16 protein-coding genes and 1 tRNA gene are annotated in these 25,311 nt (G+C 67.4%); 11 read left to right on the forward strand and 6 right to left on the reverse strand.

Features of this window, described 5'->3' with window-relative positions; all coding sequences use genetic code 11:
* Positions 1 to 126 precede the first annotated feature (126 nt).
* Genes B161_RS0105940 through B161_RS0105965 form a run of 6 tightly spaced genes read left to right on the forward strand, consistent with a single transcriptional unit; the run spans position 127 to position 6,367 of the window.
* A complete protein-coding gene (locus B161_RS0105940) occupies positions 127 to 1,329 on the forward strand; it encodes an ABC transporter substrate-binding protein (RefSeq protein WP_018632451.1) in 1,203 nt (400 codons plus the stop codon).
* Positions 1,330 to 1,364: 35 nt separating this feature from the next.
* A complete protein-coding gene (locus B161_RS0105945) occupies positions 1,365 to 2,153 on the forward strand; it encodes an ABC transporter ATP-binding protein (RefSeq protein ID WP_018632452.1) in 789 nt (262 codons plus the stop codon).
* A gap of 1 nt (position 2,154) precedes the next feature.
* A complete protein-coding gene (locus tag B161_RS0105950; protein WP_018632453.1) occupies positions 2,155 to 2,859 on the forward strand; it encodes an ABC transporter ATP-binding protein in 705 nt (234 codons plus the stop codon).
* A gap of 2 nt (positions 2,860 to 2,861) precedes the next feature.
* A complete protein-coding gene (locus B161_RS0105955) occupies positions 2,862 to 3,749 on the forward strand; it encodes a branched-chain amino acid ABC transporter permease (RefSeq protein ID WP_018632454.1) in 888 nt (295 codons plus the stop codon).
* Position 3,750: 1 nt separating this feature from the next.
* Positions 3,751 to 4,743, forward strand: a complete 993-nt coding sequence (locus B161_RS0105960) for a branched-chain amino acid ABC transporter permease (protein ID WP_018632455.1) — start codon at positions 3,751 to 3,753, stop codon at positions 4,741 to 4,743.
* 22 nt (positions 4,744 to 4,765) lie between these two features.
* Positions 4,766 to 6,367: a GMC family oxidoreductase gene (locus B161_RS0105965; protein WP_018632456.1), complete on the forward strand. Its 1,602-nt coding sequence runs from the start codon at positions 4,766 to 4,768 to the stop codon at positions 6,365 to 6,367.
* A gap of 96 nt (positions 6,368 to 6,463) precedes the next feature.
* Here the strand turns inward: B161_RS0105965 and B161_RS0105970 are convergent, their stop codons facing one another.
* Entirely contained in the window at positions 6,464 to 7,096 is a 633-nt protein-coding gene (locus B161_RS0105970; protein ID WP_018632457.1) for a LysE family translocator, read from the reverse strand.
* A gap of 178 nt (positions 7,097 to 7,274) precedes the next feature.
* On the opposite strand from B161_RS0105970, the gene B161_RS0105975 reads away from it, so the two are divergent.
* From B161_RS0105975 to dusA, 4 genes are all read left to right on the forward strand, one after another.
* The gene (locus tag B161_RS0105975; protein ID WP_026310225.1) at positions 7,275 to 8,582 is read left to right on the forward strand and encodes an SDR family oxidoreductase; all 1,308 of its coding nucleotides are present in this window, start codon (positions 7,275 to 7,277) and stop codon (positions 8,580 to 8,582) included.
* Positions 8,579 to 9,046, forward strand: a complete 468-nt coding sequence (locus tag B161_RS0105980) for a DUF2269 family protein (RefSeq protein ID WP_018632459.1) — start codon at positions 8,579 to 8,581, stop codon at positions 9,044 to 9,046. Before B161_RS0105975 ends, B161_RS0105980 begins: the two co-directional genes overlap by 4 nt.
* 89 nt (positions 9,047 to 9,135) lie before the next feature.
* A tRNA-Ser gene (locus B161_RS0105985) sits at positions 9,136 to 9,226 on the forward strand.
* Between the two features lie 126 nt (positions 9,227 to 9,352).
* A complete protein-coding gene (gene dusA, locus B161_RS0105990) occupies positions 9,353 to 10,378 on the forward strand; it encodes a tRNA dihydrouridine(20/20a) synthase DusA (RefSeq protein ID WP_018632460.1) in 1,026 nt (341 codons plus the stop codon).
* Between the two features lie 182 nt (positions 10,379 to 10,560).
* Here the strand turns inward: dusA and B161_RS0105995 are convergent, their stop codons facing one another.
* Positions 10,561 to 19,605, reverse strand: a complete 9,045-nt coding sequence (locus B161_RS0105995; protein ID WP_018632461.1) for a translocation/assembly module TamB domain-containing protein — start codon at positions 19,603 to 19,605, stop codon at positions 10,561 to 10,563.
* The gene (locus B161_RS0106000; protein ID WP_018632462.1) at positions 19,605 to 21,752 is read right to left on the reverse strand and encodes an autotransporter assembly complex protein TamA; all 2,148 of its coding nucleotides are present in this window, start codon (positions 21,750 to 21,752) and stop codon (positions 19,605 to 19,607) included. The genes B161_RS0105995 and B161_RS0106000 overlap by 1 nt, the downstream gene beginning before the upstream one ends.
* 196 nt (positions 21,753 to 21,948) lie before the next feature.
* On the opposite strand from B161_RS0106000, the gene folD reads away from it, so the two are divergent.
* On the forward strand, positions 21,949 to 22,878 hold the full coding sequence (gene folD, locus B161_RS0106005; protein ID WP_018632463.1) for a bifunctional methylenetetrahydrofolate dehydrogenase/methenyltetrahydrofolate cyclohydrolase FolD: 930 nt from the start codon (positions 21,949 to 21,951) through the stop codon (positions 22,876 to 22,878).
* Here folD and B161_RS0106010 read toward each other — a convergent pair whose 3' ends face one another.
* Genes B161_RS0106010 through B161_RS0106020 form a run of 3 tightly spaced genes read right to left on the reverse strand, consistent with a single transcriptional unit; the run spans position 22,879 to position 25,205 of the window.
* The gene (locus B161_RS0106010) at positions 22,879 to 23,625 is read right to left on the reverse strand and encodes a lysophospholipid acyltransferase family protein (RefSeq protein WP_018632464.1); all 747 of its coding nucleotides are present in this window, start codon (positions 23,623 to 23,625) and stop codon (positions 22,879 to 22,881) included.
* 1 nt (position 23,626) lies between these two features.
* Entirely contained in the window at positions 23,627 to 24,508 is an 882-nt protein-coding gene (locus B161_RS17010) for a cell division protein FtsX (RefSeq protein WP_018632465.1), read from the reverse strand.
* Positions 24,509 to 24,551: 43 nt separating this feature from the next.
* The gene (locus B161_RS0106020; protein ID WP_018632466.1) at positions 24,552 to 25,205 is read right to left on the reverse strand and encodes a cell division ATP-binding protein FtsE; all 654 of its coding nucleotides are present in this window, start codon (positions 25,203 to 25,205) and stop codon (positions 24,552 to 24,554) included.
* Positions 25,206 to 25,311: the final 106 nt, after the last annotated feature.

Genomic DNA, 25,311 nt, shown 5'->3' on the forward strand with positions numbered 1-25,311 from the left:
ACCCAGCGAGGACGTCGCGCATTCCGGAAATGATCCGAAACGCGGCGACCCAAAAGCCAGACCGAAAATCCGGTCGGAAATCCGACGGGGAGAAACCCCGACATATTCTCTTGGGAGGAGAATTCCATGAACCGCATTCTCGCCGCCTCTCTGGCGGCTCTCGTCATGGGCGCCGGTCCGGCTTTGGCGCAGGTTTCGGACGGAGTCGTCAAGATCGGCATCCTCAACGACCAGTCGGGCGTCTACGCCGATTTCGGCGGGCGCTGGTCCTATGAGGCCGCTCTGATGGCGGTGGAGGATTTCGGCGGCGAAGTCGCCGGAGCCAAGATCGAGGTGGTCACCGCCGACCACCAGAATAAGCCGGACGTGGCTTCGAACATCGCCCGCCAATGGTATGACGTCGACAAGGTCGACAGCATCATGGAGCTGACGTCCTCTTCGGTGGGTCTGGCGGTTCAGGGGCTCAGCCGCGACCTGAAGAAGATCACCATCAACACCGGCGCCGCCACCACCGAGCTGACCGGCGCGCAATGCTCGCCTTACGGCTTCCACTGGGCCTATGACACCCACGCCCTCGCGGTGGGCACCGGCGGCGCTCTGGTGGAGCAGGGCGGCGATAAATGGTTCTTCGTCACCGCCGATTACGCCTTCGGCTATTCGCTGGAGGAGAACACCGCGAATTTCGTCAAGGAGAAGGGCGGCGAGGTGGTGGGCTCGGTGCGTCATCCGCTGGCGACGACCGATTTCTCCTCCTTCCTGCTTCAGGCTCAGGCCTCGGGCGCCAATGTGGTGGGCTTCGCCAACGCCGGACTCGACACCGCCAATTCGATCAAACAGGCGGCGGAGTTCGGAATCGTCGAGGGCGGACAGAAGATCGCGGCGCTGCTCTTCACCTTGGCGGAGGTCCACGGCCTCGGGCTTGAGGCGGCTCAGGGAACCACCCTGACGGAATCCTTCTACTGGAAGCGCGACGAGGAGAGCGAGAAATTCGGCCGCCGCTATTTCGAGCGCACCGGCCGCATGCCGAACATGGTGCATGCGGGCGTCTATTCGGCGGTGACGCAATATCTCAAGGCCATCCGGCAGGCCGGGACCGACGACGGAGACGCCGTCTCCAAGGCGCTGCATGAGATGCCGGTGAACGACGTCTTCGCCCGCGAAGGCCGCGTGGCCGCCAACGGCCGCATGATCACCGACGTTTATCTGATGCAGGTCAAGGCTCCCGCCGAAAGCGCGGAGCCTTGGGATTACTACAACGTCCTCGCGACCATCCCCGGCGATCAGGCCTTCATGGACCCCGCCAAGAGCGGCTGTCCTCTGGTTCAGTGAATCCGCGCTCTGCGCCTTTTGCGACGGGAGCGGGCATGACGTCCATCGACCTCCTTTCCGGAGGGACGGGAGAGCCTCGGGCGGTGCTGACCGCCCGGGGCCTCACCAAAAGCTTCGGAGATTTCAAAGCCGTCTCCAACGTCGATCTCGACGTCCGGCATGCGCGGATCCATGCGCTGATCGGGCCGAACGGCGCCGGCAAGACGACCGTCTTCAATCTGCTGACGAAGTTCCATCAGCCGAGCTCGGGCGAGATCCGGCTGCTGGGCGAGGACGTCACGCGCGCCAAGCCCGACCGGGTGGCGCGCATGGGCCTCGTGCGCAGCTTTCAGATCTCGGCGGTGTTTCCGCATCTGAGCGTGCTGGATAATCTGCGCGTGGCTCTGCAAAGGCCGCAGGGGCTGGCGACGCAGTTCTGGCGCTCCACCGGGGCGCTCGACGTGCTGACGCCCCGCGCCATGGAGCTTCTGAATCTGGTGGGGCTGGAGCGCGAAGCGGGAAGCCTCGCAGCGGATCTCTCCTATGGCCGCAAGCGTCTGCTGGAGATCGCCACGACCTTGGCGCTCGAGCCGACGGTCCTGCTCCTCGACGAGCCTCTGGCGGGCATGGGTCAGGAGGACATCCGCCGCGTGGCCGGAGTCATCCGCGACGCCGCCCGCACGCGCGCCGTGCTGATGGTGGAGCATAATCTCTCGGTGGTGGCCGACCTCTGCCATGAGGTGACGGTGCTGCAGCGCGGCGAGGTTCTGGCTCACGGCGATTACGCCGAAGTGAGCCGCAATCCGCAGGTGCGCGCCGCCTATATGGGTTCGGAGGAGGCCTGACATGAGCAGCCGGGTTCTTGAACTCGAAAATCTTCAGGCTTGGTATGGCGAGAGCCATATCCTGCATGGCGTGGATCTGCATGTGGATCGCGGCGAGACCGTGACCATCCTCGGCCGCAACGGCATGGGCAAGACGACCACTCTGCGCAGCATCATGGGCGTCGTGCGCAAACGCACGGGGGCGATCCGCTTCAAAGGCGAGGATCTCATCCGCACGCCGCTGCATCGGGTGGCGCATAAGGGCCTCGGCTTCGTGCCGGAGGAGCGGGGGATCTTCGCCACGCTCACGGTGACGGAGAATCTGATGTTGCCGCCCAAAGTGGCGGCGGGCGGCATGAGCCTCGACGAGATCTTCGCGCTTTTTCCGAATCTCCATGAGCGGCGCAATAGTCCCGGAACCAAGCTTTCGGGCGGCGAGCAGCAGATGCTCGCCATCGCGCGGATTCTGCGCACCGGCGCCGACGTCCTGCTGCTCGACGAGCCGACCGAGGGCCTCGCGCCGGTGATCGTGCAGAAGATCGGCGAGGCGCTCGGGACTCTGCGCGCGCGCGGCATGACCATCGTGCTGGTGGAGCAGAATTTCCGCTTCGCCGCCAAGGTCTCGGATCGGTTCTATGTGATGGACCATGGCCGGATCGCTCTGGGCTTTCCCGCCTCCGAGTTGTCCGCGCGGATGGATGATCTTCACGAGATGCTGGGAGTCTGAACATGGAGACCATCTTCGGAGTCCCCGTCGTCGCGCTTTACGGGCAATTGGTGCTCGGGCTGATCAACGGCTCCTTCTACGCGCTGCTGAGCCTCGGCCTCGCGGTCATCTTCGGACTTTTGCGGGTGATCAACTTCGCCCATGGCGCGCAATTCATGCTCGGCGCCTTCGCGGCATGGCTGCTGCTGAATCACTTCGGCGTCGGCTATTGGTGGGCCTTGCTCCTCACGCCGCTGATCGTCGGACTGCTCGGCGCGGCGATCGAAAGGACCATGCTGCGGCGGCTCTATACGGCCGATCCGCTTTATGGCCTGCTCTTCACCTTTGGTCTGGCGCTGGTGCTGGAGGGCGTCTTCCGCTGGTATTTCGGCGCGGCGGGCAAGCCCTATACGCCCCCTTCGGATCTTCAGGGCGCGGCCAACCTCGGATTCATGCGCCTGCCGAAATACCGCATCTGGGTGATCGTCGCCTCGCTGATCATGTGTCTGAGCGTCTGGGCTCTGATCGAAAAGACGCGGCTCGGCGCGACGCTCCGCGCGGCCACGGAGAACCCGACCCTCGTGCAGGCCTTCGGCGTCAACGTGCCTTTGCTCTTGACCTTCACCTATGCGCTGGGCGTGGGGCTGGCGGCCTTCGCCGGAGTCCTCGCGGCGCCGATTCAGCAGGTCTCGCCGCTGATGGGGTCTCAGATCATCATCGTGGTCTTCGCGGTGGTGGTGGTGGGCGGCATGGGCTCGATCATGGGCGCCATCGTGACGGGCTATATGCTCGGCCTCGCGGAGGCTCTGACCAAGGTCTATTACTCCGAGGCCTCCAACATCGTGATCTTCGTGATCATGGCCGTGGTGCTGTTGGTCAAGCCCGCCGGACTCTTCGGAAAGGACGCCTGAGATGACGATCTCCCCGCCTCTGGAGGCTCCTGAGACGCCCGGCGTGAATCCGGTCCTGAAAATCGGGCTTTTGGGCCTTGGGCTGCTCGGATTGATCGCGGCGCCTTATCTCGGGGCCTATCCGATCTTTCTGATGAAGTTCCTGTGCTTCGCCCTCTTCGCCTGCGCCTTCAATCTGCTGCTCGGCTATACGGGGCTTTTATCCTTCGGTCATGCGGCCTTCTTCGGAGGCGCCGCCTATTTCACCGGCCACGCCGCCAAGGAATGGGGCCTGACGCCCGAGCTTGCGATTCTGGTCGGCGCGGCGGGGGCGGCGGGCTTGGGGCTGATCATCGGCTTTCTGGCGATCCGGCGTCAGGGCATTTACTTCGCCATGATCACCTTGGCCCTCTCGCAGATGTTTTACTTCATCTGCCTGCGCTCGCCCTTCACCAAAGGCGAGGACGGCTTGCAGGGCGTGCCGCGCGGCAAGCTCTTCGGGGTCTTCGACCTCGCGCCTTCGCTGAACATGTATTATTTCGTGCTGGCGGTCTTCGTGCTGGGGCTGCTGATCATCTGGCGCTTCGTGAATTCGCCTTTCGGCATGATCCTGCGCGCCATCCGCGAGAACGAGCCGCGCGCCGTCTCGCTCGGCTATGACGTGGCGCGCTATAAGCTCATCGCCTTCGTGATGTCGGCGGCGCTGACGGGTCTGGCGGGGGGCGTCAAGGCTTTGGTCTTTCAGTTCGCCACTCTGACGGACGTGACCTGGCAGATGTCGGGCGAGGTGATCCTCATGACCTTGCTCGGCGGCATCGGCACCTTGATCGGGCCGATCCTCGGGGCGGGGGTGGTGGTGACGCTGCAAAATTACTTCGCCACCTCGCAATTCCCCGTGACGATCATCACGGGCGCGGTCTTCATGATCTGCGTGCTGCTCTTCCGGCGCGGGATCGTCGGCGAGTTCTACGCCTCGCGTCTGGGGGCGCGTCTGGGCTTCGATCTGCGGCGCTAATGAGAAAGGGGAGGGGGCGGCCATGTCCGAGGCTTACGACTTCATCATCGTCGGAGCGGGCAGCGCGGGCTGCCTCCTCGCCAACCGGCTTTCGGCGGATCCGAGCCATCGGGTGCTTTTGCTGGAGGCGGGCGGCAGCGACGCCTATCACTGGGTCTATATCCCGGTGGGCTATCTCTATTGCATCGGCAATCCGCGCACCGACTGGCTGTTTAAAACCGAAGCCGAGCCGGGGTTGAACGGCCGTGCGCTGAATTATCCGCGCGGGAAGGTGCTGGGCGGCTGCTCCTCGATCAACGGCATGATCTACATGCGCGGTCAGGCGCAGGATTACGACCTCTGGCGGCAACTCGGCTGCGAGGGTTGGGCTTGGGAGGACGTCCTCCCCTATTTCCGCAAATCCGAAGACAATTGGCGCGGCGCCGACGAGCTGCATGGTTCGGGCGGCGAATGGCGCGTGGAGAAATCCCGCGTGCGCTGGGCGGTTCTCGACGCCTTTCAGCAGGCCGCCGAAGAGGCGGGCATCCCCCGCAGTCCGGATTTCAATCGCGGCGACAATGAAGGCTCCGGCTATTTCGACGTGAATCAGCGTTCGGGAATTCGGGTGAATTCGGCGCGGGCCTTCCTCAAGCCCGCCCGCAAACGGTCCAATCTGACAGTGCTGACCAAGGCTCAGGCCCGCCGCGTGCTCTTCGCGGAGGGCCGCGCCGTCGGCGTCGAGATCGAGCATGAGGGCGCGGTCAAAAGCGTCACGGCCCGCAAAGAGGTGATCCTCAGCGCGGGAGCGGTGGGCTCGCCGCATCTGCTGGAGCTTTCGGGGATCGGGCGCGGCGAGGTTTTGCAGGCGGCGGGGATTCCGCTGCTGCGCGAAGTCCCCGGCCTCGGCGAGAATCTTCAGGATCATCTTCAGCTTCGGATGATCTATAAGGTCTCCGGCGTGCCGACGCTGAACGAGAAAGCCAATTCCCTGTGGGGCAAAGCCTCCATCGGGCTGGAATACGCCTTGAAGCGCAGCGGCCCCATGTCCATGGCGCCGAGCCAGCTCGGAATCTTCACCCGCTCCGATCCTTCCAAGGCCACGGCGGATCTCGAATATCATGTGCAGCCGGTCTCGCTGGATAAATTCGGCGAGCCGGTCCACGCCTTCCCGGCCATGACCGCCAGCGTCTGCAATCTGCGGCCCGAAAGCCGGGGCTCGATCCACCTCAAAAGCCCCGATTTCCGCGAGGCTCCGGCGATCCGCCCCAATTACCTCTCCACCCCCGGCGACCGCGAGACGGCGGCGCGCGCGATCCGTCTGACGCGGCGCATCGCGGCTCAGCCCTCCTTCGCAAAGTTCAGACCCGAGGAATATAAGCCCGGCCCCGCCTATGAAACCGACGCCGACTTGGAGCGCGCGGCGGGCGACATCGGCACGACGATCTTTCATCCGGTGGGCACGGCGCGCATGGGCTCGGATCCGGAGAGCGTGGTGGATCCGCGCCTGCGTCTGCGGGGCTGCGCGGGGCTGCGCGTGATCGACGCCTCGGTGATGCCGCGCATTCCCTCGGGCAACACCAATTCCCCGACCATCATGATCGCCGAGAAAGGCGCCGAGATGATCCTTCAGGACTGGAAAGGCTAGAGCGCTTTCCAGCGAAGCCTTTTCGGCTTCGCGTCGTGAAAGCGCGACCACAAAGAACATGAGAGCTTTTCCGCGATTGGAAAGGCTCTCGAAGCTTCAGCGCCGCCCGATCTCCTGAATCAGCCGCAGCCCGAAGCCGAGCATGACCAGACCTAAGGCGCCGTCCAGCCCGCGCGCGACCGCGGGCTTGCGGAGAATCCGCGCCAGAGGCCGCGTCGCCAGCGTGAGGGCTGCGAACCAGACCAGCCCCATCAGCCCATGCGTTCCGGCCAGCAGAGCGCCGAAGGCTCCGGGCGAGACGCCCGGCGGCAGGAACTGCGGCAGAAAGCTGATGTAGAACACGCCGATCTTCGGATTGAGCAGATTGGTCGTCAGCCCGCGCAGGAGCCATTCCCGGCCTCCGCGCGCCGGATGGGCCTGCTCCGGCGCGGCCTGCCCGCCGCCGCCGAGGAGCGCGCTCCGGAGCATCTTCAGCCCGAGATAAAAAAGATAGCCCGCTCCCGCGATCTGGAGCGCCCGAAAGGCGGTCTCCGAGACGGTCAGCAAAGCGCTCAGCCCGAGCGCCGCCGCGATCCCCCAGAACAACACCCCGAGCGAAATCCCGAGCCCCGCCATCATGGCCGGACGCGGCCCCTCGACGGCGGCGGTCCGCAGCACGAGGGCGGTGTCCAGCCCCGGCGTGAGCGTCATGAGAAAGGCGGCGGCGGAGAAGGCGAGAAAGGCGGTCATGGGCTCCATGGCGCCGGACCTTTCGAAAGAGAGAGGGAAGCCGCGCTCTGATGAGCCGGGCCGCGACGGCGCGCAAGCGGAATCTGAGGGCGGCGGTTCGGACCCTCTCGCGGGAGAGGGCGCGTCAAGAGCTTCGGGCTATTCTGCGCCGCAGAATCGCGCGGCGGAGGGAATCGACATGGCGAGGGCGGTGGTTCTCGGAGCTTACGGATTGATCGGCGCGGCCTGTCTGCGGGCTTTGCGCGAGGCGGGATTCTCCGTGACGGGCGTCGGGCGCTCGGAGGCGGCGGCGCGACGCGCGGATCCCCTCGGCGCGCAGGCCGGAAGCTGGGTCTTTCTGGACATCGCCAAGACCTCCGCCGCGCGCTGGCGCGAGGTCTTGGCGGAGGCGGACGTGGCGGTGAACGCCGCCGGCGCCCTTCAGGACGGCGCCCGCGACGATCTGACGGCGATCCATGAGACGGCGGTGGGCGAGATCCTCAAGGCTCTGGAGGGGACGCGGACGCGCTTCATTCAGATTTCGGCGGCGGGCGTCTCCGAAACCGCCCCGACGGAGTTTTTTCGCTCCAAGGCGCGCGGCGACCGGCTGGTGGCGGGCTCCGGCGCGGATTGGGTGATTTTGCGCCCGACTCTGGTGATCGGGGCTCAGGCCTATGGCGGCACGGCGCTTTTGCGGGCGGCGGCGGCTTTTCCTTTGGGTTATCCCCGGGTTCTGCCCGAGGCTCGGATTCAGACCGTCTGGGTGGAGGATCTGGCGCAGGCCATGGTTCAGGCGGCGCGCGGCGAGATTCCCGTCTGGACCATCGCCGAGATCACCGAGCCCGAGGCCCGCAGCTTCGCCGAAACCACGCGGATCTTTCGGCGCTGGCTGGGTCTGCCGGACTGGCGGCGGGAGCTTCCCGTCCCCCGCCCTTTGCTGCGTCTGGCGAGCCGGGGCGCGGATCTGCTCGGCTGGCTGGGCTGGCGCTCGCCTTTGCGGCGCAACGCGCTGCTCAGCCTCGAACAGGGCGTCACGGGCTCGCCTCAGGCTTGGGAGAAGGCGGGGGGCGCGCCCTGCCGCTCTCTGGAGGCGACTCTGGCGCGCATGCCCGCCACCCTTCAAGAGGTCTGGTTCGCGCGACTCTACGGGTTGTTTCCGGTCGTCGTCGGGGTTCTGGCGGGATTTTGGATTTTCTCCGGAGCCATGGGGATCCTCAGCTTCGGAGCCGCCCGCGAGGTGCTGACCTCCCGGGGCATGGGCGCGGGTTGGGCGGGTTTGGCCGTGGGCGCGGGATCTCTGGCGGATCTGGCTCTGGGGCTGGCGATTTTGCGGCGGCCATGGGCGCGGGCGGCTTGTTTCGGCATGATCGCGGTTTCGCTGGCTTATCTGCTTGGCGCGACGCTCTTCGCGCCGGGCCTTTGGGCGGATCCTCTGGGGCCGCTGACGAAAGTGTTTCCCTCGATGATTCTGGCGCTGATCGCCGCCGCGCTTCTGGAGGAGCGATGACTTACGAGATTCTGCTCTTCGCCCATCTGCTCGGAGCCTGCGTTTTGCTCGGGACGGGAGCGGGCATCGCCTTTTTCATGGTGGTCTCCAACCAGAGCCGCGATCCGGCGCTGATCGCCCATGTGGCGGGGATCGTGGTGCTGGCGGACACGCTCTTCACCGCGACGGCGGCGATTCTCCAGCCGATCACGGGCTGGCTTCTGGCGCGGGAGGTCGGATGGCCGCTGACGGAAGGCTGGATTCTGGCCTCTTTGGGGCTTTACGTCTTCGTCGGGATGTTCTGGCTGCCGGTGGTCTGGATTCAGATGCGCCTGCGGCGTCTGGCGGAGGCGGCCCGCGATTCCGGGACGCAGCTTCCGGAGGAATATCGACGGCTGTATCGGGTGTGGTTCGCCTTTGGATTTCCGGCTTTCGGGGCGGTTCTGGCGATCATCTGGCTGATGCTGACGAAACCCTCCTTTTGAGGGCGAAAAAGAGGCGAGAGGAGCCTTGCGCTTCTGCGCGACGCGGCATATGGTGCGCGCGCTTCGCCCGGCTCGCCGGAGATGAAGATGGAGAGATGGCCGAGTGGTCGAAGGCGCACGCCTGGAAAGTGTGTATACGTCAAAAGCGTATCAAGGGTTCGAATCCCTTTCTCTCCGCCACCCCCCCTGCCGGTGGATCGATTCCAGAGAAGAATCGCAATTCTGAAAATCATTCTCCGAATTCGGCTCCACGCCTGACGCGGGGTTGGCTTCAGACGCCGGAATTCTCATGCAAGCGCGGCGGATATGGACGAGATGTCAGAGAATATGAATCATCGCCTCTGCGTCGCGCCGATGCTCGATTGGACGGACCGTCATTGCCGATTCCTCCATCGCCAGCTCTCCCGCCGGACCCGGCTTTATACGGAAATGGTCGTCGCCGAAGCCATGATCCGCGGAGATCGCGACAAGCTCCTCGGCCATGATCCCATCGAGCGCCCCTTGGCTTTGCAGATCGGCGGCTCCGATCCGATCCGCCTCGCCGAAGCCGCCCGCATCGGCGCGGAATTCGGCTATGACGAGATCAATCTCAACGTCGGCTGTCCCTCGGACCGCGTGCAGTCCGGGACTTTCGGCGCCTGCCTCATGCGCAGCCCCGATCTCGTGGCGGAGGGCGTCGCCGCCATGATTCAGGCCGTCGGCGGGGCGGCGGCGGTCACCGTGAAATGCCGCATCGGCGTGGACGACCAGGAGCCGCGCGAGGTCCTGCCGGATTTCATCGAACGCGTTTCGGCGGCGGGCTGCGGAATCTTCATCATCCACGCCCGCAAAGCCTGGCTGAAAGGGCTCTCGCCCAAAGAAAACCGCGAGATCCCGCCGCTGGATTACGCCCTCGTCCATGAGGTCAAGGCCGCGCGGCCTGATCTGCGGATCATTCTCAACGGCGGAATCGCCAGCCTCGCCGAGGCCGAGGCCCAGCTTGCGCAAGGGCTCGACGGCGTGATGATCGGGCGGGCCGCATGGCGCGATCCGGTCTCGGTTCTGGCCTCGGCGGATCGGCGGATCTACGGCGAGGAAGCCCCCGACGCCGATCCCTTCGCCGCCGCCGAGGCCATGCGGCCTTATCTGGCGGCGCGTCTGGCCGAGGGCTGGAAGCTCAACACGCTCTGCCGCGCCATGATCGGCCTGTTCCATGGCCGCCCCGGCGCGCGGCTCTGGCGACAGAGGCTTTCGGAGGGCGCCGCCATCCGGCCCGGCGCGGGGCTGGAGGTCTTCGACGAGGCCCTCGCCGCCATGCGGGCCGAAGTCCTCCGGGCGCAGGACGCCGCCTGAAGAGCGAGACCGAAAAAGACCGGGGCCGCCTCTCAAACCGAGAGGCGGCCCCTTGTCGTTTCAGCCGGACGGAGGGCGGATCAGAGCGCTTTCCGATCAATCCTGATCGTTCAAACGCTCTGATTCTTTGCTTTGTCGCGCTTTCACGACGCGAAGCCGAAGCGGCTTCGCTGGAAAGCGCTTTAGTAATCCATCTTCCAGTTGATGCCGGCCTTGGTCTCCTCGGCGCCGATTTCGGCGTCGATGACGATGTTGCTGAAGGTTTCGATCTCGACGAGGGCGGTGGTGCCGCCCGTGCCCAGATCCTGACGCGCGCCCACGAAAACCCCGTCGGCGATATATTTGCCGGTCGAGATGGCCGTGCCGCCGTTCGCGCCCTCCTCGATGCGCAGAGTGTCCACGCCCGCCACGTCGCGGAGCATGTCCATGGCGCCGGGGCGCCCGCTCATGAGCGTGGCCACGCCCGCCGCCAATTGCGCCGCCTCAATCGCGGAGAGCGATTGCTTGGAGCGTCCGAAGAGCAGGCGCGGCAGCACCTCCTCCTCCGGCAGGCCCTGATCCGAGCCGAAGGAGATCTTCGGATCCGAGGAATAGCCCGCCACCTGCAGCCAGCCGCGAATGTCGTTGGCTTCGGCGGTGAGGCGCACCGTGACGTAGGGATCGAGATCGCCGGAGAAGCGCACCTCGCCGATCTCCAGATCGAACTGACGCCCGAGGAGATCCAGCCAGCCGCGCCGCTTCTCGATCATGCCGCTCACGCGGGGCGCGCCCGCATGGCCGGTGACCTGAAGCTGGCCGCCCCATTCGGATTCCAACCCGCGTCCGCGCACATAGGCTTGGCCGGGGATGTTCACCACGAGGTTGAGGTTGATCCTCTGGTTCCCCGCCGCGGCTCCCGCGGCGCGGCGCGGCGTGCGCGGCGCCGAGAGCCCCACCGGAGTCGCCTCGATCACCACGAGATTCGGAGCCCCGCCGCCGATCAGACGGAATTCCAGAAAATCATTGTCGATGCGCCCGTTCACGTTGATCGAGGCGGCGTCGCCCCGGGCCGTGACCTCGCCCGAGACGATGGCCGTCAGATCGTCGCGCCGGGCGGCGGCCATGCGGTTGACCCGAACGGTCGCGTCCAAAGCCCGGCTCGACAGCACATAGGAGCCCATGGCCGAGATCTGGCCGCCATAGCCGTCGTTCCCCTGAGCCGTGAGCGTCAGGCGTCCGTCGGCGGAGAAGGTCGCGTCGGCGCCGAGGTTTTGAACCACCGTGCCATATTCGAGATTCTCATAGCGTCCGCCTTGGATCTGGAGGCCGCCCGCCGTGCGCGGCGCCGCCAGAGAGCCTTCCAGCGTGGCCGAAAGCGTGGCCGAGCCTGAGAGCAGATGATCCGGCAGAGGCAGAAGCGGCCAGACTTCGCCGAGGTCGCCCGCCCAAGAGGCTTGCGCGGAAATCGGGCCGTTGCGGTCGGGCATGGGGATGCCGCCGCCCGGCAGCAGAGTCAGTCGGGCGTTGGCCTGAAGCGGCTGGCGGAAGCTGGCGCTGGTCATGGTCAGCGCGGCGGTGAGCTGCGCGCCCGACCATGAGCCTTGGGCGTCGGCCTGAATCGGCGAGTTGAGGCCCGCCTCGATCATGGTCATGCCCTCGGTGCGCAGATTGAAGCTGCCCGAGTTCTGGCGCGAATCCATCTGCGCCTCGCCGAAGAGATGGCCCTCGGCGGGGGGCAGCCCCGCGAGGCTCAGCAGCCGCAAAGGCAGGTTATGCAGCACCAGATGGCCGAAGGAGCCGCTCGGGGCGTAGGTCAGATAGCCGCCCAGCATCCCCGAAGCGCCGAGGCGCAGATCGAGGTTCTGGAAGCCGAAGCCGCCGTCCGCCGTGGGACGCAGCTCCACCGCCTGCGCCAGCATGAGGTCTTCGCCGCTGATCCGCCCGTTGAAGCGGTGCAGCGTGACGCCCTTGAAGCCGCCCGCCGCGTTCACCCGCGCCTGAAGGCTGAAGCTGTCGAGTTCGCGCAGGCCCTCGTCGAGCAGGTCGCCCGTGCCGTCGAAGGCCACGTCGAGATCGGAGAGCGGCCCTTGCAGGGTCGAACGCACGTCGGTGAGCAGAATCCCCGCCGCCTCCAGACGCTGGCCGTCGAGGTCGGCCCGAACATAGGGATCCGCGCCGAAGGCGTCGTCGATCTGAGCGTTGAAGTTCAGGCTGGTGATCCCCGCGAGGAAATCGCCGTTCTGCGCGATCCGCAGATTCGAGGCCGCGCCGCGCGCCAGAATCGTCTGACGTCCGGTCTGGCCGCTGAAGCTGAGATTCGCGTCCAGAGCGCCCGAGGCTTCATAGCCGAGCAAGGCGCCGATGGGCCCGAGGCTGGCCGAACTCAGCAGAGCCGAGCCCTCCATGAGTCCGCCTGAAGCCATGTTCAGGCGGCCTTCTCCGAAGAGCCCCAGACCTTCGAGGCGGAAATGATCCAGCTGGATCTGTCCGTTCTGCGAGGCGAAGCGCGCCGAGGCCGTCAGAGGCCCCTGCGGAGTCTGAGCGCTCAGGCTGGCCTCGCCCTGAGGCGCCGAGACGAGGCGCGTCAGATTGAATTGCGCTTGGGCGTCGCCGATGGGGCGGCCGTCATAGGCCAAAGCCCGCAGGCTCGCCGAGCCCCGCGCCGAGGGATCGGCGAAGGGGCCTTCGATCCGGGCGTCGAGCTTGCCCGCGCCGGAGATCTGCGCCCCCGCGAAGCCCGAAAGCGGCGCGAGATTCGGCAGATCCGCCGTCACGTCGAGGGCCATGGCCTGATTGGCGAGGTCCACTTGTCCGGCGGCGCGCAGAGACCCCGCCGCCATCTGAACCTCGGCGGGGTTCAGCAGAAGCTGACGCGTCGAGGGATTATAGGCGCCTTGCGCCGAAAGATTCGCCTCGCCGAGCAGCTGCTCAATGCGCGGATCGCCCATGCGCGGACCCGAAAGCCGCGCTTGGGCGCTGAAGGGAATCGAGCCGTCGGGCTGGGGCGAGCTGGAGAGGTTCAGATTCAGCCCCGCCAGACCATATTGGCCATATTGCAGGCTCTGGCCTTGAGCGGTCGCGTTGAGGCGCGGCGCGGAAATCGTCCCGTCGATGCGGCCCGAGGCCGAGAAGGCCCCGCCCAGCGTCTCGCCCGCAAGCTGCGAGAAAGGCGCGAGATTGCCGATATTGGCGCTGAAATCGAGGCCGAGGCTCTGGTCTTTGGTTCCGAAGAAGCCCGAGACCCGCGCCGAGCCAAGGCCCGCCGTCGCCTCGCCGGGCTCCAGACGGAGCAGGCCGGTCGTCGGGTTGAAGGAGCCGTTGGCGCTGAGGTTCACGTCGCCGATCAGGGCGTCGAGCTGCGGATCTCCCATGCGGGGGCCGCGCGCCTGAGCCGAAACCGTGAAGGGGATGGTCCCGTCCGGCTGAGGCGCGCCGGAGAGATTCAGATTCAGCCCCGCGATCCCGTATTTCCCATATTGCAGGTTCTGGCCCTGCGCCGCGAGGCTCACGCTGGGGGCCTTGAGGCTCCCCTCCACGCGGCCCGAAGCGGAAAGCGATCCGCCGAGCGTCTCGCCCGCCAGAGCCGAGAAGGGCGCGAGATTCCCCAGATTGGCGCTGAAATCCAGCCCGAGCGTCTGGTCTTTGGTTCCGAAGAAGCCCGAGACCCGCGCCGCGCCCGCGCCCGTCGAGACCTCGCCGGGCTCCAGCCGCAGAAGGCCGGTGGTCGGGTTGAAGCTTCCCTGAGCATTGAGGCTCACGTTCCCAAGCAAGGCCTCAAGCTGCGGATCGCCGAAGCGGGGTCCGGCCGCCTGAGCCTCCACCGAGAAGGGAATGGTCCCATCCGGCTGGGGCGCGCTGGAGGCCTTCAGATTCAGGCCCGCCAAGGCGTATTGGCCGTATTGCAGGCTCTGGCCTTGGGCCGTCAGGCTGACGCGCGGCGCCTTGAGGCCGCCGTCCACGCGGCCGGAAGCCGAAATCGCGCCGCCGAGAGTCTCGCCCGCGAGGCTGGAGAAAGGCGCCAGATTGGCGAGGTTCGCGCTGAAATCGAGGCCGAGCGTCTGGTCTTTGGTTCCGAAGAAGCCCGAGACCCGCGCCGAACCCACCGCCGAAGTCGTGACTTCGCCGGGCTCCAGACGGAGCATGCCGCTTTCAGGATTGAAGCTTCCCTGAGCGTTCAGCGTCACGTTCCCGAGCAGCGCTTCAAGCTGAGGATCGCCCAGACGCGGCGAAACCGCTTGCGCCTCGACGCTGAAGGGAATGGTCCCATCGGCGCCGGGGGCGCTGGTCAGCTTCAGATTCAGCCCCGCGAGGCCGTATTTCCCATATTGCAGGCTTTGCGCCTCAGCCGTGGCGTTGACGCGGGGCGCTTTGAGGCCGCCCTCGACGCGGCCCGAGGCTTTCAAAGCTCCGCCCAGAGCCTCGCCCGCCAGACCGGACAAGGGCCCGAGGTCGCGGGCGTCCAGGTTGAAGTCGAGGCCGATGGTCTGGTCCTTGGTCCCGAAGAAGCCCGAGGCCCGCGCCGAGCCGAGGCCCGTCGAGATCTCGCCGGGCTCCAGCTTGAGCAGGCCCGTCGTTTGGTTGAAGGAGCCTTTGGCGTTCAGCGTCACGTCGCCGATGGCGGCGTCGAGCTGCGGATCGCCGATGCGCGGCGAACGAACATCGCCCGCCACGGAGAAGCCCATGGTTCCATCCGCCACAGGCGAACTGGAGACGTCGAGGTTCAGCGAGGCCGCGCCGTATTGCCCATATTGCAGGCTCTGGCCTTGGGCGGTCGCATTGATCTTGGGCGCCGTGAAGCTCCCTTCCACGCGGCCCGCGGCCTTGAGCGAACCGCCGAGCGTCTCGCCCGCGAAGCGGGAGAAGGGCGCGAGATTCCGCGCGTCCACGTCGAAATCCAGCGCGAGGGTCTGGGCTTTGGTCCCGACCTGACCGGAAAGCTTCGCCACGCCGAGGCCGGTCGTGATCTCGCCGGGCTCCAGACGCAGGAGGCCCGTCTTCTGGTTGAAGCTGCCGCGCGCGTTGAGCTTCACGTCGCCGATCAGCGCGTCAAGCTCCGGATCGCCGATGCGCGGCGAACGAACATCGCCCGTCGCGGTGAAGCTCAGGGCGCCGTTCGCATTGGGCGCAGCGGAGAGATTCACGTCCAAAGCGGCCGCGCCGTAAGCGCCGTAGCGCAGGCCCTCGCCTTGAGCCGCGAGGCTCGCCTTCGGCGCGGAGATCTCGCCCTCCACGCGGCCCTCGGCCTTGAGGGAGCCCGCCAGAGTCTCGCCCGCCAGCCCCGAGAAAGGCGCCAGATTGCGGATGTCGGCGTCGAAATCCAGCGCGAGGCTCTGGTCCTTGGTCCCGTAGCGGCCAGAGACCTTGGCCGAGCCCGCGCCCGTGACCGCCTCGGCGGTTTCGAGGCGCAGAAGACCCGAGGAGGGATTGAAGCTGCCGACCGTCTTCAAAGCCACGTCGCCGAGCAAAGCCTCAAGCTGCGGATCGCCGAGCAGGGGGCCGCGCGCCTCGACCTCGGCTTCGAAGGAGACCACGCCGCCGGAGCCGGGCGTGGTGCGGGCCGAGATCGTCAGATCCTGGGCGCCATAGCGGTCGAAGACGAGGTTTTCGCCCGTGGCGTCGAAGAGCAGACGCGGCGCGGAGACCTCGCCCGTCAGACGGCCCTCGGCCTTGAGCGCCCCGCCGAGCCGCTGGCCCGCCTTGGCGGAAAGCGGCGCGATGTCGTCGAGATCGGCGGCGAAGCGCAGATCCAGAGCCATGGTCTTGGCGTTGACCGTCCCCGAGAGGTCGGCCCCGCCCATGGCGGTCTCCAGATGCGTGGAGGTCAGGCGCAGAAGGCCGCTCTCCGGATCGAAGGAGCCCTTCGTGGTCACGGAGGGATCGCCGAGCAGGGCTTCAAGCGCCTCGTCGCCGAGGTTCGGCCCGGCGATTTTCAGATCCGCTTCGAAATTCAGCGCGCCGTTCGCTTGCGGCGCGGCTGTGGCGGTCAGGGTCGCGCGATCCGCGCCGCGCCCGTCGAAGGCGAATTTCGTCGCCTCGCCTTTCAGCGCGACGCTCGGCTGCGTGAAGGAGCCCTTGGCCGAGCCTGAGCCTTTGAAGGCGCCGCTGAGATCGCCGCCCGCATAGCCCGAGAGCAAGGCGAGGTTCTTGACGTCGGCGTCGAAGGTCACGTCGAGGGTCTGGGCCTTGGTCTCGATGCGGCCCTTGAGGTCGATCTGCCCGACGGCGGCGGTGACGCGGGCGGAATCCAGCGCCACCCGGCCCGTCTCCGGATTGAAGGAGCCCGTCGCCCGGATGCGCGGCTTGCCGCCGAGCACGCGCCGCAGATTGGGGTCGTCCAGCGGCGCGCCGTCGAGCGCGGCGGTGGCGGTGAAGGGGAATCCGCCGTCGGCGCGGGGCGTGGGGCCATATTCGACCTCAAGCTCGGAAAGGCGGTATTGCTCATAAAAGATGTCGACGCCGCCGCCCTTCACGCCGATCATCGGCTTGTCGAAGGCGCCCGCGAGGCTGATCGAGGCGCGGATTTCGCCGCCCATCTCCGCGCCGCCCGCCAAGGGGGAGAGGCTCGCGAGGTTCAGCCCCTCGGTGTCGAGTTCGAGGTCCATTTCGCGCCCGGCGAGGTCCACCTCGCCCTTGACGAGGATTTCGCCCGGCGCCGCCGTCAGATGCGAGGAGGCGAAATTCAGCTTCTGCGCCGCCGGATCGAAAGAGCCCTCCAGCGAGAAGGTGGGATTGGGGCCGATGGTTTCTTCGAGGGCCTCGTCGCCGAGGCTCGGGCGGTTCAGCGCCAGATTCAGGTCGAAGGGCAGGGCGCCCGAAGGCCGCAAAGTCGCCGATCCCTTCAGCGAGGCTTCATCCGCGCCATATTTCCCGTAGCGGGGGGCCTGAGCCGCGAGGTCGAGGTTGATCCTCGGGGCGTCGAGCGAGCCGCGCGCCTCGACGGTCAGGCGGCCCGAGCCCGAAACGGGCTCCGGCGCCAGAGCCGAGAAGACCGCCAGATCCGGCAGATCCGCCGTCAGATCCATATTGACGGCGCGCTCGGTGAGGTTCGCCTCGCCCGAGATGGTCGCTTCGCCTGCGGCGAGGGCGGCCTTGATCTCATCCACCGTGAGAAGGCCCGTCGCCATGTCATGGATTCCGCGCCCTTCTAGACGCGGCGTCTCGCCCGCCAGAGAGGTCAGGTTAGGGTCGCCGAGGTCGGGCTGACGGATCTCGGCGGTGAAGCTGAAAGGCGCGCGCCTATCCTTGCGGGTCTGGCCCTCGGCCTCCAGCGCTACGGAGAGGGCGCCGTATTGCTGGAATTTCGGATCGTCCACCTGCGCGGTGGTGCGGAATTGCGGCTCGGAGAGCGTTCCCGTCACCGCCGCCTGACCCGCCGCCGCCGCGAAGCTCAGGCCGGGCGCGAAGCCCGCCAAAGCCTGAGGATCGGTCACGCGCCAGTCGATGGCGAGGTCCACGCGGTCCTGCGCCGGAGAAATCTCGCCGGAGAAATCCGCCGCCAGAGAGGCCGAGGAGATGCCGCCCTTCGCGACGCGCATCACCCCCGGAGAGGATTCCGCCACGTCCAGCGTGATGGTCGCCTCTTCGCCGAGCGCCGCCTTAATATTGGGATCGCTGGAATCCAGCCCGCGCAGGCCCGTTTCGAGCTGAAGCGCATGGACGCCCTCGGCGCCCGCCTTCTCCACGGTCAGATTGAAGTCGGCGGCGCCGCTCAGATCGATCCCCGCCAGACGCGCGAAAGGCGCGATCTGCTGCGAAACGCCGGTCAGGCTTCCGTCGAAAAGCTTGGTCCCGACGTCGAAGGCGCCTTGGCCGTCCATCTGGAGGCCCTCGGCGCGCAGAGTCAGGGCCTCGATGGCCGCGACGGACTGCGCCGCGCGCCATTGGCCTCGCAGATCAAGGGTCGGCTCGGCGCCGAGGGCCTCCAGCAAGGCGGGGTCTTTGGGCGCGAAGCCCGTCGCGCCGATCTGCGCCGTGAAGCGGGAATCCGCGATCCCGCCTCCGGCGGGCGCCGAGGCTCCGGCGGGCGGGGCGGCGTCGATCTTCAGCCCGATGCGGCCCACCGCGCCGAAATCGCCTTGCAGCCCCTCGACCACCGCGTCGATATGGGCCGTCGGGGCTTTGAGGTCGCCGGTGATCTCGGCTTCGCCCTGCATGGCGGTGAAGCGGGTGGGGGCGATCACCGCGTTGAAGGCGGCCACGTCGCGGGCGCGCCAAGAGATCTTCAGCGCCGAATCGCTGGAGCCCGGCGAGAGGACGCCCGCGCCTTCGGCCTCCAGAATGGGGCTCTCGACGCGGAAGGCGTTCAGCTCATAGCCGCCATTGGCGGTCTGGCGGCCGTCGAAGGTCAGGGTGGAGCGCTCGCCCAGAGCGCGCCGCCAAGTGGCGGAGGCGCGTTCGTCCGGGGCGATGGCGCCCGAGAAGGTCACGGCGGGCGGACCCCGGAAAGCCACCGAGCCCTCGCCCGTGGCCGCGCCCATCTCGCCGATGCGGCCGCCGATCTGGAAGGGCAGGCTTTCGAATCCGCCGTCGGCGGTGAAGGTCAGCTCCACGTCCTGTCCGGCGGGCAGCCCCGCCGCCGTGGCCACCAGCCCCCCCGCCTGCTCCGAGGCCGCAAGCGAGAGCTTGGCCTTCCCCTCGTCGAAATCGAGATCGCCGGAGAATTTGAATTCGCCGCGCCGCCCGTCGGTGCGGGTGACGGTCAGGCTGGCGGTCTGGTCGTCGCCGACGTCCGAAAAGGAGCCCTCCACCTTGGCCTGAAGCGCCTGAGGCGCCAGCTTGTCGCTGACGGTCAGCTTGTCGATGCGCAGCTTGTCGATGGTCAGGCTGGTCGGAGGCCGCGGCCATGCGAAGGAGACCTGAGCCTCTTCGCCCGGCGGATCGCCGCGCCCGATGGGCGCGCGCAGGACGTTGATTTCCTCGGCGCTGAGGGTCTGGAAGTTGAAGCGCGCCCGCAGGAGCGAGCGCACCCGCCAGTCGATGACGATGCCCTTGGCCGTGACCCATTCGCCGTCGCCGTCTTTGAGGCTCAGAGTCTCGATGCGGGCGAATCCGTCCTCGGGCCGCGTGACGCGCCCAAGCTCGATCTCGAATTCGCCCGGCGCGTTGATCTGGCGCACGGCGAATTGCAGCACGTCGTTCCAGGCGCCTTCCGTGTCGAGGAAGGCGGAGGCGGGAGTGGTCCAGCCGAGGCTCAGGCTGAGCGCGAGGCCGGCGGCGCCTGAGCGCAGGATCGTCTGTCGCTGGGTCATCAGAAGGCCTGCCCGATGCTGAAGTAAAGTTGATACCGGTCGTCCTGCGGACGCGGGTCGAGCGGCACGGCGACGTCGAGGCGGATCGGCCCGATGGCCGTGTAATAGCGAAGCCCGAGGCCCGCCGAGAATCGGATGTCGTCGAAATCGCTGAAGAGGTCGCGCCCGACGATTCCCGCCTCCACGAAGGGCACCACGCCGATGTTCTCCGTGACCTTGGCGCGCAGCTCCAGAGCCGCCTCGCCGAGGGTCAGGCCGCCGACGGGATCGCCGTTTGCGTCCAGCGGATTGGCGAATTTCAGCGAATAGCCGCGCAGAGAGCCGCCGCCGCCCATATAGAGCTGACGGGTCGGCGGGACTTTATCCGGGCCTCCGGCGAAGATGGCCGCGCCGCGCAGACGCCCGGCGAGGACGAAGCGCCCGTCCGAATCCACGGCGTAATAGGCCGAGGCCGTGGCGTCGGTGGAGAGGAAGGCGGTGGCGTCGCCTTTATAGACGCCGCCCCAAGGCGTCGCGGCCACCCCGAGGCGGAAGCCGCGGGTCGGATCCAGCAGATCATTAGTGTCGTCGAAGCTCAGCGAGACCGGGGCGCCGAGCAGATAGCTCCATTCATGGGGCGCGTTGGGGGGCTCGACGCGGGCCACCTCGAAGGCGAGCCCCGCCGAGCCGCGCCAATGCTCGGTGAGGATCTGAGAGATTCCGACGCCGCCTTCCGCCGCGAAGGCTTCATAGGCGTCGGTGTCCTCGTGATAGATCTCCAGCTCGGCCGCGAGGTCGCGGTTGCGGTGGTAAAAGCGCGGCTTGCGGAAGGTCAGATCGAGGCTCTGCTTCTTGAGCGAGCCGTCGAGCGTGACGCCGAATTGCTCGCCGCGCCCCAGAAGATTGCGGTGCTGCCAGAAGACCCGCGCGCCCGGCCCGTCGACGGTGGAGTATTTCACGCCGCCGCCGATGGTGCGATGCGGCGCCTCCTCCACTTCGATGCTCACCGGCGCGACGACGTATTGCGCTTCGGGCGGATCCTCGGCGATGCGCAGGCTCACCGCCTTGAACAGCCGCGAGGCGGTCAGCTCGCGCCCGACCTCGGCGATTTCGGCCCGCGAAACCGGATGGCCCTCGGCCCATGTGGGGAATTGCAGCACGTAATCCGGCTCGACGCTGGTCAGGCCCGAGACGGTGGTCTCGCCATAGACGGCGTAGGGGCCGGGCGAGACGTCGGTGGTCACGCGCAGACGGTCGTCGTCCCAATCGGCTTCGGCCTCGCGGCCCGACTGCTTCGCCCAAGGATTGCCGGAGTTCTGGAAAGTCCCGACGAGGCGGCTCTCCGCGCCCGCCACTTCGGCGCCGCGCGCGGGGCCGCCCACATGGCGCTGCGCCTCGGCCTCCTCCATCGCCCAGAGGATTTCAGCCTCCGAAGGGGGGGGCGTGAAGACGAAGTCATGTTTCTCGATGAGGAAAAGCGGGCCTTTCTCGACCTCGATCACCGCCAGAGGGCGAAGATCGGGCTGAGGCTGTTCGGCTTCGGCTCTTTCGCGTTCGCGCTCCAGCAGAAGGTCGTAGCCGGTTTGCGGCGCGGCCTCTTCGTCGGGCGCGCGGCCGTCGGCGTAGATCCGCACCTCGGCGAGGCCCTTGTAATAGCCCTCCGACTTCAGGATGCGTTCGATGATCTCCTTATCCGCCTCCGCGCGCCGACGCAGCAGCGGAAGGCTGGCCGGAGGCCGGTCCTGCATGCGGTAAAGCCGGGTGGCGGCCTCGATCAGTCCTTTGATTCGCGCGTTTTCGGCGGCGTCGCCCTCTTCGAGCCCCTTGACCTCGATTTCATAGAGCACGCCCTCGACCGAGCTGAGCCGGGGCAGATTCATCACCGGGCGCTCTTCTTCTCCGGTGAACCAGCTCGTCACCCGCCCGAGAATCGAGCGGAAGCCCTGAGGCTGTTCGGGCGCGGAGGCGTCCACCAGCGGCGAGGCGGCGGCGGCCTCCGCGGCGCTGAGGGAGGCCGCGACCAGAGCCGGGTCCGCGGCGGAATCGGTCGTCGCGGCTTCGGCGGCCGGAGCGGGCCCGCCCGGATCCATGAAGCTGGCGCAACCCGCCGTCAGAGCGCCGAGCGCGCAGGCGAGTCCGGCTTGGCGGAAGGTGCGGCGGAAGGTCATGCGGCGGGCTCCGTCTGGGAGGGCGGGATGCGGCGAGGCCGTCGCGCCTCTGCGAGGGCTCGATTTTATGTGCATGACACGGCTGAAAAACAAGGTAAATGGGCGCGACGATGTTCGCGGCCGCCCGAGCGTGGCCGCCATGGCGCCTTGGGGCGAGCCCCCTGCGGCCCGCTGAGATCCCGGAGCGGAGCGAATCATGACGGCTCAGATCATTGACGGAAAATCCTTCGCGGAGAGTGTACGCGCGCGGGTGGAGAAGGCTGTGGCGCGGCTCAAGGCGGAGCGGGGCCCGACGCCTGCTCTGGCGGTGGTTCTGGTCGGCGAGGACCCGGCGAGCCAGGTCTACGTGGCCAGCAAAGGCAAGACGGCCAAGGCGCTCGGGGTGGTCTCCATCGAGCGCATCCTTCCGGCGACGGCCTCTCAGGCCGAGGTCGCCGCCGTGGTGGACGAGCTCAACGCCGATCCGAACGTTCACGGGATTCTGATCCAGCTTCCGTTGCCCAAGGGCCTCGACGAGGACGCGATCCTCGCCCGCGTCGACCCCGCCAAGGACGTGGACGGCTTTCATCCGCAAAACGTGGCGGCTCTGGCGCTGGGGGGCGCTGGAGGGCGGGCGGGGCTGATTCCCTGCACGCCGCTCGGCTCTCTGATGCTGCTTAAGGCGCATCTGGGCGATTTGTCCGGCAAGGAGGCGGTGGTTCTGGGGCGTTCGCGGATCGTGGGGGCGCCGATGGCGCAGCTTCTGCTGCGCGAGAACGCCACCGTGACCATCGCCCATTCCCGCACGAAGGATCTGCCCGAGGTTCTGCGCCGCGCCGAGATCCTCGTGGCGGCGGTGGGGCGTCCCGAGATGGTCAAGGGCGATTGGCTGCGTCCCGGCGCGACGGTGATCGACGTGGGCATCAACCGCCTGCCGCCAGAGGCTTCAGGGGGCGTCTCCGGCAAGACGCGGCTCGTCGGCGACGTGGATTTCGCCTCGGCCGCGCAGGTCGCGGGGGCGATCACGCCGGTGCCGGGCGGCGTGGGGCCGATGACCATCGCCTGTCTGATGCATAATGCGGTCGTGGCGGCCTGCCGTCAGGCGGGGCTCGCCGATCCCGAGGAATTCGCCGGGCTGATCGGCTGATCAGGTCAGCTTGTCGGCGATCCGGCGCTGTTCGATCTCGCCTTCGAGCCTCAGACGCTCGGAGGCGGTTTCGACCACGGCCTCGATGCGCGCGAGAAGCTCGGAGGGAGTCCCTTCCGGCTGGATGCGCTCGGGCAAAAACTCCAGCACCGCCACGCCCGGACGCTTCGGTCCGCGCTTGGGCCAGCAGAGCCCGACGTTGGTCGCCGCCGGAACGCAGGGCAGATTGAAGCGGCTCGTCAGCACCGCCGCCCCGATCTTATAGGGCGCCTTGACTCCCGGAGGCACGCGGGTGCCCTGCGGAAAGATCACGATCTGGCCTTTTTCGCCCCGCTGATCGCCGAGGCGGTCGTTCATCTTCTCAAGGGCCTCCCGGCCTTTGGAGCGGTCCACCGGAACGGCGCCGGTGCGATAGGCGTAGAAGCCGAAGATCGGCGTCCACATGATCTCCTTCTTCATCACGTATTTGCCGCGCGGCAGAGCCTCCATCAGCATCATGATGTCGAGGAGGGACTGATGCTTGCTGGCCACCACCACCTCCTCGCCGGGCGAGGGCGGCGTCCCGCGAAACTCCACCCGCACGCCGCAGATGACCCGCAGCAGAAAGAAGCTGTGGCGCGAGAAGCTCTTCATCACCCAATAAGTGCCGTCGCGCGAGACCGCCGCCAGCGGCGACATGATCACGCCGAAGATCAGCATCCAGCCGTAAAAGAGAATGTCGAAGACGATCGAACGGATCCGCAGCATGTCAGCTCTCCCGGCGCAAGGCGGCGAAGGCGGCGGCTCGGGCGGCGAGCATGGCGGCCAGCGCCGCCGCCAGCACCACGCCTGCGGCGGCGAAGGGCCACCAGCTTGGAATCTCGAGTCCCGGCGCGAGTCCGCGCAGATGGGCCGCCCGCGCGAAGGCGACGACCACCCCCACGCCCAGCCCCACCCCGATCAAAGCCCCGAGCCCGCCTAAAATCAAAAAGCGCCTCTGATAAATGGCCGCCACGAAACGATCCTCGGCGCCCGACAGCCTCAGCGCGGCGATCACATGGCGCTGAGCGCCCATGCCCCCCCGCACCGAGGAGACGATGGCCGCCAGCATGGCCGCCAGAACCGCCGCCAGCATGCAGATCGCCGTGACGCGCACCGCGCGGGCGGCGGCGGCGGCGCGTCCGCGCCAGACGTCGTGGCCGTCATAGGTCGCCTGAAGCTGGGCGCCGTCGAGCCGGGCCTGCATCACGCCGGGATCCGGCGGAGAGGAAGGGTCCAAAGTCACTTCGATCACGCGCGGAGCGGGCAGAATGTCGATGTCGCCGCCCTCGCCGAACCAAGGCTTGAGCAGATCCGCCACCTCCTCGCGCGTGAGCGCCCGCGCCCTCTGGACGCCCGGCGTCTCGCCGAGCAGCCGCAAGGCGGTCTGGACGCGGGAATCGGCGCCCTCGTCGAGGGCCGAGACGCGCACCGTCGCGGCGGTGGCCAGCCCGTCCGACCAGAGATCCGCCGCCCGCGAAGCCCCCACCGCCGCCGCCAGAGACAGGCAGGCCACGAAGGCCAAAGCCCCCACGATGGCGGCCATCAGCCAGCCTCCTCCCGCGTCGGGCGGGATGAGCGCGCTGCGGCGTGGCTTCGTGAGGGCTCCCATAGGCGGCTCCTGAGGCGGTTCCGGGAAGATCCCCGGAAGGAGGTCAGACGGCGAAGGCGCCGTCCACCAGCTTGAGGATGGGCGCGCCGTAGCGCGCGGCGAGGCTCACGTCGTGGGTGGCGATGAGCACGGTTTTGCCGATGCGGTTCATCTCCAGAAACAGCCGCATGATGCGCTCGGCCATCTCCGGATCGACGCTGCCCGTGGGCTCGTCGGCGAGGATCAGATCCGGCGAGGCCACCACCGCCCGCGCGATGGCCAGACGCTGCTTCTCGCCGCCCGAAAGCTCCGGCGGGCGGGCGTAGATCTTATGGCCGAGCCCCACCCATTCGAGCATCTCGGTCACGTTGTCGCGGTAGCCGCTGGGCCGCGCGCCCTGCACCCGCAGCGGCAAAGCCACGTTTTCGGCGGCCGTGAGATGGTCGAGCAGGCGGAAATCCTGAAACACCACCCCGATGCGGCGGCGGAACCAAGCCGATTCGTCGCGCGAGAGGGTGGAGGCGTCGCGGTTGAAAATGGTGAAGCGGCCGCGGGTCGGTCCTGATTCGAGATAGAGCATCCGCAAGAGCGAGCTTTTGCCCGCTCCGGAGGCTCCGGTGAGGAAATGCAGCGAGCCCGATCCTAACCTGAAGTTCAGATCCCGCAGGATCTCCGCGCCCCGTCCATAGCGAAAACCGACATTTTCAAACTGAATCAAGGCGGGACTCCACTTTCGCGCGCGGCGGCGCGCTTGGCGCGGCGTGCGGCGGACGCTATTTAAAATTCTCCGTCCGGGCAAGCGGTCGCGCTGCGGAATCCGGATG

Source organism: Neomegalonema perideroedes DSM 15528 (assembly GCF_000374145.1).
Lineage (GTDB): Bacteria > Pseudomonadota > Alphaproteobacteria > Rhodobacterales > Rhodobacteraceae > Neomegalonema > Neomegalonema perideroedes.

Bases quoted from the DNA above. Each gene is read 5' to 3' on its own strand.
- B161_RS0105950 (WP_018632453.1), top strand. From the start codon at position 2,155: ATGAGCAGCCGGGTTCTTGAACTCGAAAATCTTCAGGCTTGGTATGGC.
- B161_RS0105980 (WP_018632459.1), top strand. From the start codon at position 8,579: ATGACTTACGAGATTCTGCTCTTCGCCCATCTGCTCGGAGCCTGCGTT.
- B161_RS0105940 (WP_018632451.1), top strand. From the start codon at position 127: ATGAACCGCATTCTCGCCGCCTCTCTGGCGGCTCTCGTCATGGGCGCC.
- B161_RS0105955 (WP_018632454.1), top strand. From the start codon at position 2,862: ATGGAGACCATCTTCGGAGTCCCCGTCGTCGCGCTTTACGGGCAATTG.
- folD (WP_018632463.1), top strand. From the start codon at position 21,949: ATGACGGCTCAGATCATTGACGGAAAATCCTTCGCGGAGAGTGTACGC.
- B161_RS0105960 (WP_018632455.1), top strand. From the start codon at position 3,751: ATGACGATCTCCCCGCCTCTGGAGGCTCCTGAGACGCCCGGCGTGAAT.
- B161_RS0106010 (WP_018632464.1), bottom strand. From the start codon at position 23,625: ATGCTGCGGATCCGTTCGATCGTCTTCGACATTCTCTTTTACGGCTGG.
- B161_RS0105975 (WP_026310225.1), top strand. From the start codon at position 7,275: ATGGCGAGGGCGGTGGTTCTCGGAGCTTACGGATTGATCGGCGCGGCC.
- dusA (WP_018632460.1), top strand. From the start codon at position 9,353: ATGGACGAGATGTCAGAGAATATGAATCATCGCCTCTGCGTCGCGCCG.
- B161_RS17010 (WP_018632465.1), bottom strand. From the start codon at position 24,508: ATGGGAGCCCTCACGAAGCCACGCCGCAGCGCGCTCATCCCGCCCGAC.
- B161_RS0105945 (WP_018632452.1), top strand. From the start codon at position 1,365: ATGACGTCCATCGACCTCCTTTCCGGAGGGACGGGAGAGCCTCGGGCG.
- B161_RS0105995 (WP_018632461.1), bottom strand. From the start codon at position 19,605: ATGACCCAGCGACAGACGATCCTGCGCTCAGGCGCCGCCGGCCTCGCG.
- B161_RS0105970 (WP_018632457.1), bottom strand. From the start codon at position 7,096: ATGACCGCCTTTCTCGCCTTCTCCGCCGCCGCCTTTCTCATGACGCTC.
- B161_RS0106000 (WP_018632462.1), bottom strand. From the start codon at position 21,752: ATGACCTTCCGCCGCACCTTCCGCCAAGCCGGACTCGCCTGCGCGCTC.
- B161_RS0105965 (WP_018632456.1), top strand. From the start codon at position 4,766: ATGTCCGAGGCTTACGACTTCATCATCGTCGGAGCGGGCAGCGCGGGC.